The organism is Bacillus sp. B19-2, from assembly GCF_022832475.1.
Classification (GTDB): Bacteria; Bacillota; Bacilli; order Bacillales; family Bacillaceae; genus Bacillus; species Bacillus paralicheniformis.
Genome location: NZ_JALHKQ010000002.1, coordinates 862,144 through 878,220, shown reverse-complemented (window position 1 = coordinate 878,220; position 16,077 = coordinate 862,144). Strand labels below are relative to the sequence as shown.

Genomic DNA, 16,077 nt, shown 5'->3' with positions numbered 1-16,077 from the left:
TACTTGAACATGAAAAAGAAGCCGGACATCCGGCTTCTTTTAACGGGCTTTCTTCGGAAAAAGGGTAAAGCTGAAACTGTACAGAAAATCGATGGCAAGGATGATCGTCCATAAAGAAGCGATGCGGATTAACGGTTCCGTTCTTTCCGGGTCGCCGATGAACAGATGCATCCCGGCCAGCAGCGCCGCCCCGATCAGCCATGCGATAAAATGCCGCAACCAGCCTTTGCGCTCTTTTTTAGCGTGTTCCTTGCCGTACTGCGGGCCTTTGTCAGGCTTCGGACCGCCGGCAAAGCGATAGGCGAACCTTTCATCCGCCCATTTGATCATGCGGCTCCCGAACGCGATGCTCACGCCGATATAAACGGCGGCGATGCCGTGCAAAACATCCGCTTGCGCCCCATTGTACAGATCAAGCGCCGTTGCAGCCAAAAGCAGCAAATCCAAAACCGGGGTACATGCAAACATGATCAAACCAGCCTTTTTCCAGCCTGCCATATAGCGAAAAATAAGGCCAAGCAGAATAAAAATCCAAAAACCAATCTCACAAGCTATAATCAATAAACCAATCACCTTTTATCCGCCTCTCTTTTTAACACATTTGTACTAAAAAATTATAACACAGATGTATTAAATAATACAGCCGTGTTATAATGTGTGTATGCCAAAAATAGTTGATCACGAAAAACAAAAAGAAAAAATTGCCGAAGCGGTGTGGAATGTGATTCACAGGGATGGACTTGAACATTGCACCGTCAGAAATATCGCTAAGGAAGCCGGACTTTCGGCCGGATCGATGCGCCATTATTTTCCCCAACAGTCTGAGCTTTTCATTTATTCAATGAGGCTTGTGGCAAACCGGGTCAAAACGCGGATTGAGAGCATGACATTTAACGGTACACCGGCTGAGAACGTCAAACAGCTTCTTTTTCAGCTTATGCCTCTTGATGAGGAGCGAAAACTGGAAATGGAGGCATGGTATGCATTTACGGCCAAATCGCTCAGCGATCCGGAGCTCAAACCGTTGAGAAAGGAGATGAATGAAGGGATTTATTCAGCCTGCAAATCGGCTGTTGAAATGCTGGTGAATACCGGCGCCAAACCGGGGATCGATGTTCTAAAAGAAACCGAGCACCTGTACGCCCTTGTCGACGGGCTGGCGCTTCATTTGATCATGGACCCCGAAAGGCTGACGGCTGAAAGGATCGATTCTGTATTGGCGGGTTATATAAGGCCGTTGGAATAGGCACAGATCGATCGCATTGCACCAGAAGAGACTTACACAAACCACTGAAAAGCAGGCCTCTCAGCCTGCTTTTTTGATTAGTTCTCTTGTTTTAGATTCTCACGGATGTCGCAAAATTATTTTCTTCTGTTCATCACAAAAAAACAGCATGATCACATGCTGTTTTTTGCGCTTCAGTGAACCGTTTTTGCTTCTCTTTCGTTCAGCCGTGTTCCGCCTGCTGCCCCTCTCGTGTCGGAGCCGTCAAGCACGCCAAGCTCAGCGATCATTCCGTTTTTGACGCCTATCGGTTTTCCTTACGCCTTCCGGGCACACGACGGAAGCGCCTTCCAAAAGCAAGTCAAACATTTTCATGAGATGAGCCTACTCATGATAGAAATCCAGAGCCGCCTGAAGCGCGTTTCCCGGCGATACAGCAGCGCCTGTCCGTATGAGCACCGCTTCGAGAGCCGCCAATGTAAAAAGAACATTTTCTTTCCGGCAGCTGTACCCCATCGTTCCGATTCTCCATATCTTTCCGGCCAACGGCCCGAAAGAGCTGGCGATTTCGACGCCGAAGTCGTCAAGCATCATCTTCCTGACAAGATCCGCGTCAACCCGCTCAGGCACTTTCACACAAGTGACGGTCGGCAGCTTTTTCCGGCCTTCCGTAAACAATTCGAGTCCCATCGCTTCGATGCCCTTGACTAGCGCTGCTTCATGCAGCCGGTGTCTTGAGAATCTCTCACTGAGCCCCTCCTCAAGAACGACCCGCGCTCCTTCGCGTAAACCGTACAGCATCGAAGTCGCTTCTGTATGATGATTGAGGCGCCTCGGGCTCCAATAATCCATCAGCATGCCGAGGTCAAAATAATTGCTGGAAATCGGCAAGCGTCCTGTTTCAAGCTCGATGTCTTCTCTTGTGGCAATACCCCGTTCTACCTTTTTCCTTTCATTGATGCGCTTTTCAACCCGGCTGTTAAACGTGATCGGCGCCATACCGGAAGGAACGGATAAACACTTTTGCGTACCTCCGACGACCGCATCAAGGCACCATTCATCCGTATTGACATCCGTACCCCCGATAGTAGCCACCGCGTCGACTACACAAAGCACATCAAGCTCCCGGCAGGCCCGGCCGATTTCTTCGAGCGGCTGAATGCATCCAGTCGATGTCTCGCCGTGCACAACCGCGACGATCTCCGGTTTTGTCCGTTTGATTTCAGAGATGATCTCTTTCGGTTCAAAAACGTCTCCCCACGGGCATTCCATTGTATAAACATCAGCCCGGTAACGTTCGCAAATCTCTGCCAGCAGATAGCCGAACCGTCCGAAAATGGGAATGAGCACCCGGTCCCCCGGTTTGATGAGACTGGCAAGGACGGCTTCAAGTCCGGCCCGCGATGTTCCGTCTATCGGAAATGCCCATTTATTTGTCGTTTGGAAAATCTGCCGGAGCAGCGCCATGACGTCATTCATCATGTCTGTAAATGCAGGGTCGAATTGTCCCAGTACAGGTGAGGAAAGCGCCCTCAGCACTCTCGGATGAACCTCAACAGGTCCGGGAGTCATAATGGTTCGTTTCGGAATATTCATTTCGCCAATGGTCATGTAAAGAAACTTCCTTTCTATTTTTTTGTTATATTTCTTTACAACTCTCTATATAAATACAAGTTTACTGGTAACATGAAAAATAAACATCGGCATAAATGTCACAAATCCGATCATTTTTTGTTGATAATGGCTAAAATGACAAAGGAGGTCTGCACAGATCAATGAATATCTATGACATGATGAACCTCCCCGTGTTTAAAGGCGCAACGCTCGCCGCCGGAAAAACGGGAGGAACCCGGAACATCGAACACATCAATATGATGGATGCGCCGGATATTGCCGATTATCTGCATCATGGCGAGCTCCTCGTCACGACCGCATACCATTTAAAAGACCGGCCTTTTTTATTGAAGGAATTGATTGAAAGGATGATCAGGCGGGGCTGCGCCGGACTCGGCATCAAAACGCGCTTTTTGCAGAAAATACCCGACGAGGTGATCAAGCTTGCCGACGAGCGGTCATTTCCGATCATCGAGCTAAATGAAGACATCCGCCTCGGTGATATTGTCAATCATACACTGAGCCATATTTTAGACAAACGGACGGCAGAACTCGAACAGGCCATCACCGCCCAAAAAAAATTCACAACCCATATTATGAGCGGCAAAAGCATTCAATCGCTCTTGCATAACGTCTCTGCTGTTTTGAAGCTTCCCGTTCTTCTATTCAATCAGCACCTCAAGCCGATCGCCTCTTCAAAAGCGGATGCCGCCGGGACGCTGTCGCATTATAAAGGAATATTTCAAAAAGGAAACAGAACGGGGCTCACCTGTTTTTCAACGCTTCCCGACAAACAAACTTATTCGGTATTTCCGATCTATACTCATGAAAAAAAATGCGGCTTCCTCGTTGTCTGCGGGATGATTTCCTCTTCAGACAAAGGCTTGCTGTTAACAATCGAACAAGCCGCCAATGTCATCGCCTTTGAGCTGATGAAGGAAAATGCGCTCAAACAATATTTGCGAAGAGCGCGGAACGAGTTTTTCAGCAATTTTTTGGACGGCGCCTTTTCCTCCGCTGAAGAAATTAAAAACCGAGCCAAAGAATTTCAGCTCAAGTGGGATCAAAAATATGTGTGCATCGCCGGCAAATTGGACCGCCGCGAAAAATCGCTCAGCTTCACGGAAAATCAGCTTGAATCAGATTCCGTGTTCGAGCGCCTGGAAGAAGAACTGGTTGACTTCCCGTTTCCTCCGCACCTTTTCACAAAGGGAAACGTGTGCTTCCTGCTGGCCGAAGCGACGGACAGCTGGGCTGAACTGAATGCAGCCGTGGACGGATTTTTAAAGACGTTTCAGCGTCATGCAGCGGAGCACTTTCAGCGGACAATCTCTTTCGGAATCAGCAACCTCAGCCATCAGCTGAGCGACGTTCCGTACATTTGCAAAGAAGCCGTCGACGCGCTCCATTCCGGCCATTTGTCCGGGAGCACCGAGTTCATCCAGACGTACCATATGAAAGACGTCTCTGAGCTTTTGCGCATGATTCCGGCTGATGATTTGAAGACATTTTACACGCATGCGCTGCATCAGCTTGCCAGCCTGCCGAAGGATGACCAAGGGCTCCTGCAAACATTGTCCGTCTATCTGGAAACGCACTGTCAGATTTCTGAAACGGCCAAACGCCTGTATGTCCACAGAAACACCGTCATCTACAGGCTCGAAAAATGTGAAGAATTGCTCGGGAAAAGCCTGAAAGATGCGGACACAACCCTGCGCTTGAGACTGGCGCTCAGAATTCAAATGCTGCTTGGTTTGTGAGAAATCCCTTACACGGGGCAATCGGAGGATGTAAAGCTGATGATTTGAGCATTTCACTATAGAAAAAAGCCGGCATATGTGCCGGCTCCCTTATACTTTTTCAGGAATTGCGCGGGTCTGCTGCTTCCGTCCCCAGCTGACTGCCGCCAAAAAGCTGAGTACGAGAACGACCGCACCAAAAATATATGGAATTTCCACGTTCACATCGAATAACAGACCGGCCACCGTCGGTCCGACGATGTTGGCAAGGCTCATAAACGCATTGTTCATGCCTGCGGCAAAGCCCTGTTCATCACCGGCCATTTTTGAAATCAGCGTGTTAATCGCCGGACGGAGGATGGACGTCAGCATGAAGAAAACAATCGTTGCTCCGAAAACGAGCCAGTACGAACCGGCAATCGAGCAGACGGCAAGCGCTGCCGCTGAACCGATCAGCGTCATGTTCATCAGCTTTTTCTCGCCGAAGCGGTTCGTCAGCATCCCGAGAGCCACCGCCTGGACGAACACGCCGATCAAGCTTGCCGCTGTAATGACAAAGGCAATGTCTCCCGGTGTAAAGCCGTGCTTATGATCGACATAAAGGCTGAATACCGCCTCAAAATTCATGATTCCGAAGTTCAGGATGAACACGAGGACAAACAGAAAAGCATACGTCGATCGCAGCGCGCGCGCCATTTGCTTTGGAAGCGGTTCGCGCTTTTGAGCGGAGCGGCGCTTTTCAAGCATCTTTTCTTGACTGAGCGTTTCCGGAAGGACAAGAAGCGATAAAACCGTCGCCAAGCCGGCTAATCCGGCTGACACGTAAAACGGGAAAGTGAGCCCGAACGCAGCCAAATATCCGCCTGCTCCCGGACCGATGACAAAGCCGAGAGACATCGCGGCGCTGATCAGCCCCATCCCTTTGCTTCGATCCTTTTCCGATGTAATATCAGCGATGTAGGCAAACATGGCCGGCACCAAAAACGCCGCCCCCGCTCCGCCGAGAAGGCGGGAAACAAACAGCAGCCACATCTGGCTCGCCAAGGCGAAAAGCAGCTGGGAAACCGCAAACGCCCCGATGCCTAAAATGATCATTTTCCGTCTTCCGTATTTATCGGTCATATCCCCGGCAACGGGCGAAAACAGCAGCTGGGTAATCCCCGAAGCCGCAATCAGCAATCCGAGCGTGCTGCCTGAGGCGCCGAATTCTTCTATAAACGTAGGCATGAGTGGAATAATCAAGCCTATACCAAGCATAACGATGAACACATTCAGCATGAGAATATACAATCTGGCCATCTTTTTCATCCGCGGATACCTTCCTTAAAGCCCGAAAATATCGGACAATCTTAAATTCGAACAATTACTAAATTAGTATATCCACAGATAGGTTCAAAGTCTAGTTTTTTCATATTTTTGCATATTTTTTCTTCTGAAGGAATGATGGGAAAATAAAAAAGCGAGGATTCCCCCGCCTTTTTATCCATTTACGACCAGCCGACAGCGTTAGCAAACATCAGGAAAAGCACGGCCGCTCCCATCCAGAGGCCAAACAGCGGAAGGATGAATCGCAGCCACTTATTCCAGGCAATCCGGCTGATCGCAAGCGTCGCCATAAAGTAACCCGATGTCGGAAAGACGATGTTTGAAAAACCGTCGCCGAATTGGAAAGCCAGAATCGCCGTCTGCCGCGTAATTCCGACAATATCAGCCAAAGGCGCCATAATCGGCATCATAATTAAAGCCTGTCCGCTCCCGCTTGGAACAAAAAAGTTAAACAGCATCTGTGTCAAAAGCATCGCCGTAACCGTTAAATAAGAAGGAAGCTGTGAGACCGCATGGGACAAGCCGAAAACAATCGTATCCATGATCTGCCCGTCGGCCATAACGACGGCAGCAGCTCTTGCAATGCCGCAAATCATCGCCCCGATGAGCACTTCTTTAAAGCCCTCATTAAAGGACTCGGCAATGTCTCTCGAGCTCATGCCGGCAATGTAAGCAGGAATGATGCCGAGTGCCAGGAAATAGCCCGCCATTGTCAGCATATCCCACCTGAAATAAATGACACAGCCAATCAAGCCGGCAAACAACCCAAGCGCCGCGATGCCGGCCCATTTCACCCGTCCACTTGCTTTAAAAGCAGGCACCGTTTCGACCGCTTCTTTCCCCGTCAGGCTTTTTTCAGGATGCGCCCTGACCTTTTCCGCATATTTGAGCACATATACAGCGGCAACCGCCGTAATGACAACAAAGATAACCGCCCTGTACCCCATCCCTGAATAAAGCGGGAGACCGGAAATCATTTGTGAGGTCCCTACAGTAAAAGGGTTTGTCAAAGCGCTCGTAAAGCCGGCGATCGTCCCGCACAATGCGATTGCTGCTGCTGTCATCCGGTCATATCCGAAAGACAGCAGCAGAGGAAGAATGACAGGGACGTAAACGATGGAAAGCTCAGGCGTCCCGATAAAACAGGAAATGCCGGAAAAAACGAAGATTAAGACAGGCGTAACGAAAACCGGTTTGTTCCTGAACTGATCCGCCAGCAGACGAACGCCGAGCTCAATGACAGACGCTTTCCGCAGAACGGCAAAAGCGCCGCCAATCACAAATGTAAACACGATAATCGGCGCCGCTTCCGTCATCCCTTTCGGAACCGCCGTAAGCAATGCCAAGATATCAACCGGCGTCTGTTCGATCCGTTTGTAGGACGCCGGATCAATCATCTCCCTGCCGTCCGGACTTTCCACCCGTTCATATTCGCCTGCCGGAATCACATATGTCATAAGCGCCATGAGACCAATCATGACAGCCAGAATGACATAAATATGCGGAAATTCCTTTTTGCGTTTTTCGTTCTTTTTCACGTCTTCAGTTTTGTAAGCCGGCATTCCCATTTTCGATCATCCCCTTCTTCCATGTTAACTTTTTTAACATATTAAATGATCACAACATTGATAGCATTGAAAAATCCTCTAAATTTCAGCATCTTTTCAGATAAAATACCTAAATCAACACGGCCAATCCAGAAAATCGTCATATTTTCTATCAATTATTAAGGCGACAATCTCGACTGTTCCTTTTCTGCATTTTCATGTAAAGTCATAAGAAAGATCAGCATGTAAAGGAGAGAGTTCACATTGCAACAGTGGATTAAAGAAGTCGCAAGAGGAAAAAGGGGCTCCCGCGATTTAACTTATGAAGAGGCCAAACAAGCTGCAGAAGCGATCGTTACAGGAAATTCCAGCCCTGCTCAGACCGCCGCATTCTTAATAGCGGAGCGGATGAAAACAGAGTCCCCTGAGGAATTGCTCGCGTTTACCGAAGCATTGCGGAACAGCTCGAAAACACTGAGCCTTTCCAAAGCTGCAAAAAATTCGGTCATCGATTTTGCGGGACCTTACACAGGAAGACATTCTTTTTTAGCAACCATTCCCGTCTCGCTCCTTCTTGCAGGAAACGGAGTCCCCGCGTTTCTCCACGGCAGTGATGCATTGCCGCCCAAATATGGAACGAGCGTAAAAGATGTCCTGGACAAACTCGGAATCCCCTCTGAGACTGGTCCTGCACAAACGGCACACTCACTGGAAGAGGCATCCATCGGATTCGCAGCCGCCGAAACATTTTGCAAACCGTTTGTTCGGATGAAGAAAATCCGCGAAGAGATCGACGTCCGCACCGTGCTGAATACAGCAGAAAAACTGGTCAACTTCTCTGATGCCGACAAGCTCATGATGGGCGCATTTCACCGGACGGCCATTCAGAAAATGCATCCCGTTTTTCAGCGCTTGACGTACAAAGAAGTGTTCATTGTCCAAGGGGCGGAAGGCTCGGAAGACGTGCCGGTCCACAGAGGCAGCTTTGTGTTTACGATAAAAAGCGGCTCGATCGATTCCTTTATATTAAAGCCGGAAAAATACGGACTTTACGCAGATGAAGCAAAGCTCAACAAACCGCTGTCTGCTGAGGCGCAGGCGGAAAAAATAACGGCCGTTCTCGCCGGAGACGAATCGGCCGATACCGAATACGAAAGAAAACAAGTCATCATGAATACCGCATTGCGCTATTATTTGTTCGGACACTGCGCGGCCATTGAAGAAGGCGTCCGAACGGCGGAAAAACAGCTGAAAGAAAAAGCCGGCCTGGAAGCCCTCGAGAGGTGGAAAGCATCATTTACAAGACCGTAAGAAAACCGTAACCAAAATGATATTTCCTTTTCATGAAAAGATTGGATAATGAAAGAATGAAAAGGAGGGAATCGAAAGATGAATCGAAAATGTCTCATACCGTTTATTTTGATGTTGTCGGCGATGTGCGCGCCCACCCAAAACGCAGAAGCCTTCCAGTTGTTTTCCTTACACGTCCAGCCCCATCAGTCCTCGGCTCCGGCGGATTACTACGAACAGGCACAAGGCAAAACAGGCGAAGCTTTAAAACAAGCGCTTCACGACACGATCGACGATCATAGAGAGCTTTCTTACAGTGAGGTATGGGAAGCGCTGAAAGCAACGGACGAAGATCCGGCCAATCGAAATCACGTGATTCTCTTATATTCCAGGGAGTCGCGCTCTAAACAGGCGAACGGGGGGCAAACTGGCGATTGGAACCGCGAGCACGTATGGGCAAAATCGCACGGCGATTTCGGAACAAGCAAAGGGCCCGGAACAGATTTGCATCATCTCAGGCCCAGCGATGTACAAGTAAACGCCGCCCGCGGAAACCTTGATTTCGACGAAGGCGGCAGCCCCTATCCCGGTTCCCCCGGAAACCGCTATGACGGCGATTCCTGGGAACCTGACAAAAGCATTAAAGGCGATGTCGCCAGAATGATTTTCTATATGGCGGTCCGCTATGAAGGAGATGACGGTCATCCGGATCTTGAAATGAACGACACAACGAACAACGGATCTAAACCATACCACGGAAAAATGTCGGTTTTATTGAAATGGCACCTTGAAGACCCTGTCGATGCCCTCGAAAGAAAGCGGAACGACATCATCTATCAGCAATACCAGCATAACCGCAATCCATTCATTGATCACCCTGAATGGGCGGAGGATATTTGGGGATCAGACGTTTTGAATTGAACAAAAAAAGCGCCTGCCCGGCGCTCTTTTTTAAAACCTCTGTTTTTTTGTTCAGCACCGATTTTACGGCTAGTTCAAATTCATGGAACCCCGCGCACCTGCAAATATTGGATTAAGCGCTTGTCATAACGGCCCCTTTTTCAGCATATCGAGAATGTCAAACAGCGTATGTTTGATGACAAATTTGCGGTACTCAGCGGACCCTTGCGCATCGTCCAAAACAGGGCCGGGAAAGCGGCTGATCGCCTCATCCACCCTTTGATCGACAGGGAGCGCTTCGTCATTCAACGCAGATTCCACTTCTGCGGAACGAAACGGAAAAGGACAGATACCGCTGAACGCACAGCGGACGCGTCCGTCTATTTCGAGAGCCGAAATCGTCGCCAAAGGATATCCCGTATCCCATTGCTGCCTCACTTTTATGCTTGCAAAAGGCTGATGAAGATAGCGTTCTTCAATCAAAAGGGAAATGAGGATTTCTCCCTTATTCAGCTTCAGCTGCTGATCAAATACGTCGTGAATCAAATAGCGCTTTTCCCCCTCGTCTCCGATCGTCACCACTTTGCTGTCGGTTAATAAGAAAGGCAGCACTGCTTCACGGTAAAAGATCTGCCCGCAAATATTGCCGCCAAGCGTAATCTTATTGCGCGCCGTATGGTCAGCCACTTCTCTCACCGCTTTGCTCAACAGCGGAAAGCCGCCGTTTTCCGTGACCTCCGTCAATGTTAATGCTGAGCCTAAAGCGAGGTGACGCCGTTCAAATTGCAGAGTTTTGCACTCAGGTATGTCTTTAATATCGATAACGGCATTTGTATGGATCACATTCAGCCGTCCGGGCGTCAAATGTTCTGTTCCGCCGGAACAATACGCCGGCTTTTTCCCCTCCCGCTCCAGACTTTGAAAGAGCTTTACCGCTTCCTGCGCAGATCGGGGCCTGTAATACTCAAAGTCAAACTGGATCATGGCGACCCTCCTTCATTTCCCAAATTTGTTTAGGAATCAGAGGCAGCCGATTCAAAAAACCGGCATGCCTTCAAATAAAATTAGGTTTTTTTTCTAAATTTTCCTCCGTGAATTTATATTGAACAATATTCTATTTTAAAACTGTTAATAAGAAAAAAGTTCACTCTTGCTTCGAGTGAACTTTTTTTGCATAATGATTTAACCTTCAAGCGCGCCGGCCGGATCATATAAAGCGATATCAAGCTCAGGCTCTTCTCCCAAGGCGAGCCTTGCCAATTCCGCGCCAAGGTACGGACCTGACGTAAGCCCTGAAGCGCCGAGACCGTTGGCAACGAGCAACCCGCAAATGTTCGGCAATGAGCCGATTACGGGGAGAAAGCCCGGTGTAAACGGCCTGAAGCCTACGCGCGTCTCAAGCAGCTCGCTCAATTCCAAACCCGGCGCAACGGCAAGCGCCTTTGAGAAAATTTCGTGAAGGCCGCCGGCCGTTACCCGCAGATCATCAAGCTCCGCTTCATTTTCGTGAGTAGCGCCGGCAACGATCCGGCCGTCTTCAAATGCCAATATGTATTGGTCATTCGGAGGCATCACAACAGGCCAGCTGCCGGTATCCGCATCCGGAAGACGAAGATGAACGATCTGCGCTTTTTGGTAGCTGACTGAAAAACGCACGCCGAGCGGCTTCAAAAGCTCGTCCGCCCAAGCGCCCGCTGTGACCAGCACCTGATCAGCGTATATTTTTTTGTCCGCTGTGGAGATCCCTGTTACCCGGTTTCCTTCATAGAGCAATGAAGCGTTTCCGGCAACAACTGAAGCGCCGTATTTCTGTGCGGCGTTCACGAGTGAGCGGCGGAGCAATTTTCCGTTTACACGCGCGGCGCCGCTGATATGCACCGAGCCGTACCCCTCTGCCAAAGGCGGAAATAAAAGCTTCGTTTCCTCATGGGATAAACGGGTGATCTCGCCGATTTCAGGCGCATCTTTGCGCCTGAGATGCGCCCGTTCTTCCATTTTCTCCAGCTTTCGTTCGTCTGTATGCAAGCTGATAGCGCCTGTCTGTTTATACCCCGTATCTGATTCTCCGTCAGCTTCAAGCTGCTTGATTAAATCGGCATAGTACGCCGCTCCGCCTTTTGCAAGCTTGTACCATACTTGGTTTCTGCGCTGCGAAAGCCAGGGGCAGACGATTCCAGCCGCGGCATCTGTAGCCCTTCCCCGCTCTCCGCGGTCAATCAAGGTTACTTCCGCGCCCTTTTTTGCAAGATGATAAGCGGCAGAAGCGCCGAGGACGCCTGCTCCGACTACAATAAAAGATTTCATGACTAACACCTTTTTCATTTCTGTTTATTCTACAAATATAACGGATCACATCGATGGAACACAACCTAACCAATGGCTACCGATATCACGCCAAGCACCATAAAGGCAGCCGCGACAATTCTAAGCCTGCCGAACCCCTCAGACAAAAGAACCGCCCCCATCACCGTTCCGATTAATATGCTGATTTCCCGAACCGGCGCCACATAGCTGACCGGAGCAAATACCATGACACTCAGCGCCAAAATATAAGCCAAAGAATTAAAAACCCCGACCCCGACAGCTTCCATCCGGTGATGCTTCCACTCAAACCGGACTTCGCTCCAGCTTTTCGCGGCAAAAGGAGTCAATATGATCAGACGGCCGAGCGTATTGCAATAATCCAACAGCAACGGCGGAATGAGAAACCGGCTGACCGCTGCTTTATCAAGGAGGGTATATGCGGCAATAATACCGCCGACCGCCAGCCCGTAAAGAACCGGTGTGAGCGAGCTTGATTGTTTTAACCGCTTCGCTCCCCCTGTGAAAAAAAGAATGCTGATCACAATCAAAAGAATCCCTATAATAGCGGGCAGCGTCAATGTCTCGCCAAAAAAGGCGACCGCCAGCACACAGGTGAGCAGCGGACCAGTTCCTCTCGCGATCGGGTAGACGAGGGAAAGATCGCCCTTTTTGTACCCTTTTTGAAGAACAAGAAAAAAGCCCAAGTGGGCAAGGATGCTCGCCATGATGATGGCCAGCTGCCAGCTGCCGATCTCAGGCTTTTCATATATGACAACACCTATGGCCAACGGCGTGTAGACAACAGCTGCAATCGCTGTGAACAGCCAGATAAACGGAACGCCTCCATCGGCTTTTTTAGAAAGGTAGTTCCATGATGCATGGATAAATGCAGAACATAATAATACACAAAAACCCACGGCAGTCATTACACAGCCCTCCGTTCATCATAATGGAGCTCAATGTTTGATGACAATGTAGCGCTTCAATTCCCCGTGCCATTTCTTTCCTTTGACGGCATCCACCCAGACGTCATACTTGCCCGGTTTCAGCTTTTTCGTCGGAAAGCTCACCCGAAAATGAGGTTTTCCGCGTGTTAAATGAACATCTCGATAGATTAAGACAGTTCCTTTTTTATTGATCAGCCTGACGGCAACCATCGTCCCCGTAACAGGACTTTTTCCCGTCACAACGATCGAAGTGGCTGATTTCGTATATGTATTGGCATCCGTCCTGAATTTCACCGCCCCTTTGGAAGGCATAGCAAAGGCTTCTGTACTCCCTGCAAATGCGGCCAGCAAGAAAATAACGGCTGTCAACACAGCCTTTTTCAACATTTTCACTGGTCATATCCTTTCTTATACAGTATGAATGTCACATGATATACTCTTCATTATACATGACAATATGATCTAATAAAGATATTTGACAGGATGATCCTGTTCTTTTTTAATGGACAAATACTGTATAAGTGGGTGAAAGGGGATGATTTACATGTATCAAGCAAAGCTTAAAAGATTAAGACAGGTATAAAAATTGTTGATGAGATGGGTATTTTCACGATGAGCTTTTTCTCGCAGCAACCTTGTGGAAATGCTCGTCGATCGAATAGCAGCCCGATTTCTTTTAATAGCTTAACGGGACAGGAAATCTAAGCTGACAGAACATATAGAGACAAAAACATGCCAAGTCTTTTCTTCGTCATGAAGTCTCCCGTCTTAACCATTTTCTAATCATGATGCATTCCCCAATTGTAAAGCCTGTGATAAAGACCGCCCAAACTGAGGAGTAATCCGGATTTTCCATTGACACCTCGCAAATTGCAAATCCGGCCCCCACTCCCAAAAGAATAAACAGATAAGATATGATTCTGTATTTTAAGTAGTTTGCCATAGACCGACCTTTCTTTCTGCGATTACTTAAAGTAATACTCAAGTATTCAAAATTTGAGGTTTTAATAATGCTGGGAGAATTTCTTTTTTATAGTAAGAAATCCTGCTGCTTTAACTACTCCTAGAACAATTTAGTTTACATGTAGAAAAGCACTCCTTTGGATTTGTCTTCTCGCTTTAACTGTTATCCGGTAGAATTCCACTGCATCTCGAATTTTTTCTTTTTTCTCTAATAGTTCTGCTGCTATAAGACCGTATTCCTCCATGTCTGCATACTTGCCTTTACTTTCGAAAAACTTGAACGATTCACGAACCATATCCAGATCAAATGAAAGATAAAGCCCTTTTATTAAATCAAACTTTGCAAGCATATCTAAATTCCTGCTCTTTTCAGCCAACTCTTTGCCTTCATAGTATAGGTCATCAGTAATTGACAACTTTCCTTGCTTTGCCCTGACATGGGCGAGGTTGAATAATGTTTTTGGTAAAAAACTGAGATTCTCCTCTTTATATAAATTCAGGGCCTTTTGAAAATGTTCGGTTGCCTTATCGAGTTCTTCCAGTTGGTTATAACATATTCCGATGTTTAAATGTGAAGAGCCCATAAGATGAAGAATACCCTGTGTCTCTGCCTCTTCAAGTGCTGTATTTAAATTATGTAAAGCTTTTTCAGTATACATATGATCTAACCAGTTACCAGCAATAATAAATTGACTTTGTATTTGGCGCTCACCACAAGTCTCATATTTTTTGTATATATTATACGCACGACTTGCATAATTCATTGATAGGATGTTTTGCTTCATATGGTAATACACTTCAGATGCTTTAAAGTAAAATTCAGCTTTTTCCAGTTCATCACAATCAAAAGAATCTAGTTTTTTCTCGGCATCCCTATAAAAATTCAATGCAAGTATTAATTCTTTTTGTCTGAAATGATACATCCCAGCAAAAAAATGATAATAATACTCCAACATCCCTTCCAGGTTATTCTGATCGCGAATTTTTTTAAACTCATCAAACCGATTAATTAAATTCACGCCGGGAGTAGAATACATATAATCAAGTTGAAGATTGTGCCGAAATAACAGTAAGTTATAATAAACAAGCACATCCTGGTTTTCTTCCATTTGTTCTAATTCTCTTTCAACTTCTTTCCTAGTATCTTCTGCCTTGCCTGGCCAATTGTTTTTTAAAGCGGTGTACCAAAAGTTCATTTTCGTTGCAACTAAATCATAGGGTATTACGCTCACTTATCCTCTTCCCCTCACATAGAATATAAATTTTCAGAAAAAACATAGACACTTTAAATTACCTTTTTCTTCTTGGTAATCATTTTACATAATAGGTTAATTTTCCACAATGACATTTTAAAAAAATTCAAATAATTAGGGGTTTTTTGACCTACCATTATAAATCATTTGCGATGATCGGTTTTCTCTCCTTATTTCGATGAATCTGAAAAAGATGGTTGTAGCAATAAAAGATTTGTTTGATGATAAAATTAAAAGACGGAATAACAAAAAAGCCGCAGTTACAATCTCCATGCCTCTAGGCAATAGATTATATCCACGGGACATAAACAAATATGATGCGTACCATCAATTGAAATCAGATATAACCGATAGACCCTTCTACCTTGATTTTAAAAAAAGCGCTTTAATCCTTGATGAAAGTCTTCTTTAATAAAATAGTTCAAACCGCATGACACAAAGGTTTTATGAACTCACAGAATTTAAACTTTGTGTCTCATTGCTTTAACGCATCTTGTAGATTAAGTAGACACCTTCCCAATAACTTCTGTAATTAACCACAAATATTAGTCGCTCTGCTAATTAAGCTCCAAACCCGCTGAATAATTTGGTTTATCTTATTATAATCCGGACCTGCGACAACCACAATTTCATAAAATCGATATTGATCAATTCTTAAATGCATAATCACAACTGTGTGATCATCGGTTAAGCAGGTAACTGCACGGGCATGATTCACTACATTTGAGTAGTAATACCTTAACTCATTTGCTATGCATTCCTTGTGTCGTGCAATGTCTGAATAACTGTTTATGTTGGCTGAATAATTGACCGATGGATAAGCCATTTAATTTTCCCCCTCAGAAAATTTTCCGAAAGTAACTATTTTCCAATCATCAATTATATGCCTACTGCGAGTTAATTGTTACTCTTAAAAAACTCCCCGTTGTTGAATAAAAAAATGACATTATAAAAAAAGCAGGGTTTCCC

General features: G+C 46.7%; 14 protein-coding genes. 4 read left to right on the top strand and 10 right to left on the bottom strand.

All coding sequences use genetic code 11. From position 1 onward, the window contains the following. Positions 1 to 39 precede the first annotated feature (39 nt). Positions 40 to 573 (bottom strand): hypothetical protein, encoded by a 534-nt coding sequence (locus tag MST20_RS11555; protein ID WP_243942286.1) that lies wholly within the window; start codon positions 571 to 573, stop codon positions 40 to 42. A gap of 88 nt (positions 574 to 661) precedes the next feature. Here MST20_RS11555 and MST20_RS11550 point away from each other — a divergent pair, with 88 nt between their 5' ends. Further along, a complete protein-coding gene (locus tag MST20_RS11550) occupies positions 662 to 1,246 on the top strand; it encodes a TetR/AcrR family transcriptional regulator (protein WP_243942284.1) in 585 nt (194 codons plus the stop codon). Positions 1,247 to 1,609: 363 nt separating this feature from the next. Here the strand turns inward: MST20_RS11550 and MST20_RS11545 are convergent, their stop codons facing one another. Then, complete coding sequence (locus MST20_RS11545; protein WP_243942282.1) at positions 1,610 to 2,836, bottom strand: pyridoxal-phosphate-dependent aminotransferase family protein; 1,227 nt, start codon at positions 2,834 to 2,836, stop codon at positions 1,610 to 1,612. A gap of 164 nt (positions 2,837 to 3,000) precedes the next feature. On the opposite strand from MST20_RS11545, the gene MST20_RS11540 reads away from it, so the two are divergent. Beyond that, on the top strand, positions 3,001 to 4,599 hold the full coding sequence (locus tag MST20_RS11540) for a PucR family transcriptional regulator (RefSeq protein ID WP_243942280.1): 1,599 nt from the start codon (positions 3,001 to 3,003) through the stop codon (positions 4,597 to 4,599). 90 nt (positions 4,600 to 4,689) lie between these two features. Here the strand turns inward: MST20_RS11540 and MST20_RS11535 are convergent, their stop codons facing one another. Both MST20_RS11535 and MST20_RS11530 read right to left on the bottom strand, forming a co-directional pair. Next, positions 4,690 to 5,886 carry an MFS transporter gene (locus tag MST20_RS11535; RefSeq protein WP_165427993.1) on the bottom strand — a complete coding sequence of 399 codons (1,197 nt, stop codon included), beginning with the start codon at positions 5,884 to 5,886 and terminating at the stop codon, positions 4,690 to 4,692. Between the two features lie 179 nt (positions 5,887 to 6,065). Continuing rightward, the gene (locus MST20_RS11530; protein WP_165427994.1) at positions 6,066 to 7,472 is read right to left on the bottom strand and encodes a YfcC family protein; all 1,407 of its coding nucleotides are present in this window, start codon (positions 7,470 to 7,472) and stop codon (positions 6,066 to 6,068) included. A 243-nt stretch (positions 7,473 to 7,715) separates the two neighbouring features. Between MST20_RS11530 and MST20_RS11525 the strand changes: the two genes are divergently transcribed. Both MST20_RS11525 and MST20_RS11520 read left to right on the top strand, forming a co-directional pair. Then, the gene (locus MST20_RS11525) at positions 7,716 to 8,762 is read left to right on the top strand and encodes an anthranilate phosphoribosyltransferase (RefSeq protein ID WP_243942278.1); all 1,047 of its coding nucleotides are present in this window, start codon (positions 7,716 to 7,718) and stop codon (positions 8,760 to 8,762) included. A 78-nt stretch (positions 8,763 to 8,840) separates the two neighbouring features. Next, the gene (locus MST20_RS11520) at positions 8,841 to 9,662 is read left to right on the top strand and encodes an endonuclease I family protein (RefSeq protein ID WP_243942276.1); all 822 of its coding nucleotides are present in this window, start codon (positions 8,841 to 8,843) and stop codon (positions 9,660 to 9,662) included. Positions 9,663 to 9,785: 123 nt separating this feature from the next. Here the strand turns inward: MST20_RS11520 and MST20_RS11515 are convergent, their stop codons facing one another. From MST20_RS11515 to MST20_RS11490, 6 genes are all read right to left on the bottom strand, one after another. Next, positions 9,786 to 10,625: an FAD binding domain-containing protein gene (locus tag MST20_RS11515; protein WP_243942274.1), complete on the bottom strand. Its 840-nt coding sequence runs from the start codon at positions 10,623 to 10,625 to the stop codon at positions 9,786 to 9,788. Positions 10,626 to 10,823: 198 nt separating this feature from the next. Next, a complete protein-coding gene (locus MST20_RS11510) occupies positions 10,824 to 11,945 on the bottom strand; it encodes an NAD(P)/FAD-dependent oxidoreductase (protein WP_165427998.1) in 1,122 nt (373 codons plus the stop codon). A gap of 65 nt (positions 11,946 to 12,010) precedes the next feature. Continuing rightward, on the bottom strand, positions 12,011 to 12,871 hold the full coding sequence (locus MST20_RS11505; protein ID WP_243942272.1) for a DMT family transporter: 861 nt from the start codon (positions 12,869 to 12,871) through the stop codon (positions 12,011 to 12,013). A gap of 30 nt (positions 12,872 to 12,901) precedes the next feature. Next, positions 12,902 to 13,285 carry a hypothetical protein gene (locus tag MST20_RS11500; protein WP_075751330.1) on the bottom strand — a complete coding sequence of 128 codons (384 nt, stop codon included), beginning with the start codon at positions 13,283 to 13,285 and terminating at the stop codon, positions 12,902 to 12,904. A gap of 680 nt (positions 13,286 to 13,965) precedes the next feature. After that, positions 13,966 to 15,087 (bottom strand): response regulator aspartate phosphatase, encoded by a 1,122-nt coding sequence (locus tag MST20_RS11495; protein WP_243942270.1) that lies wholly within the window; start codon positions 15,085 to 15,087, stop codon positions 13,966 to 13,968. A gap of 553 nt (positions 15,088 to 15,640) precedes the next feature. After that, a complete protein-coding gene (locus MST20_RS11490) occupies positions 15,641 to 15,934 on the bottom strand; it encodes a hypothetical protein (RefSeq protein ID WP_165428001.1) in 294 nt (97 codons plus the stop codon). Positions 15,935 to 16,077: the final 143 nt, after the last annotated feature.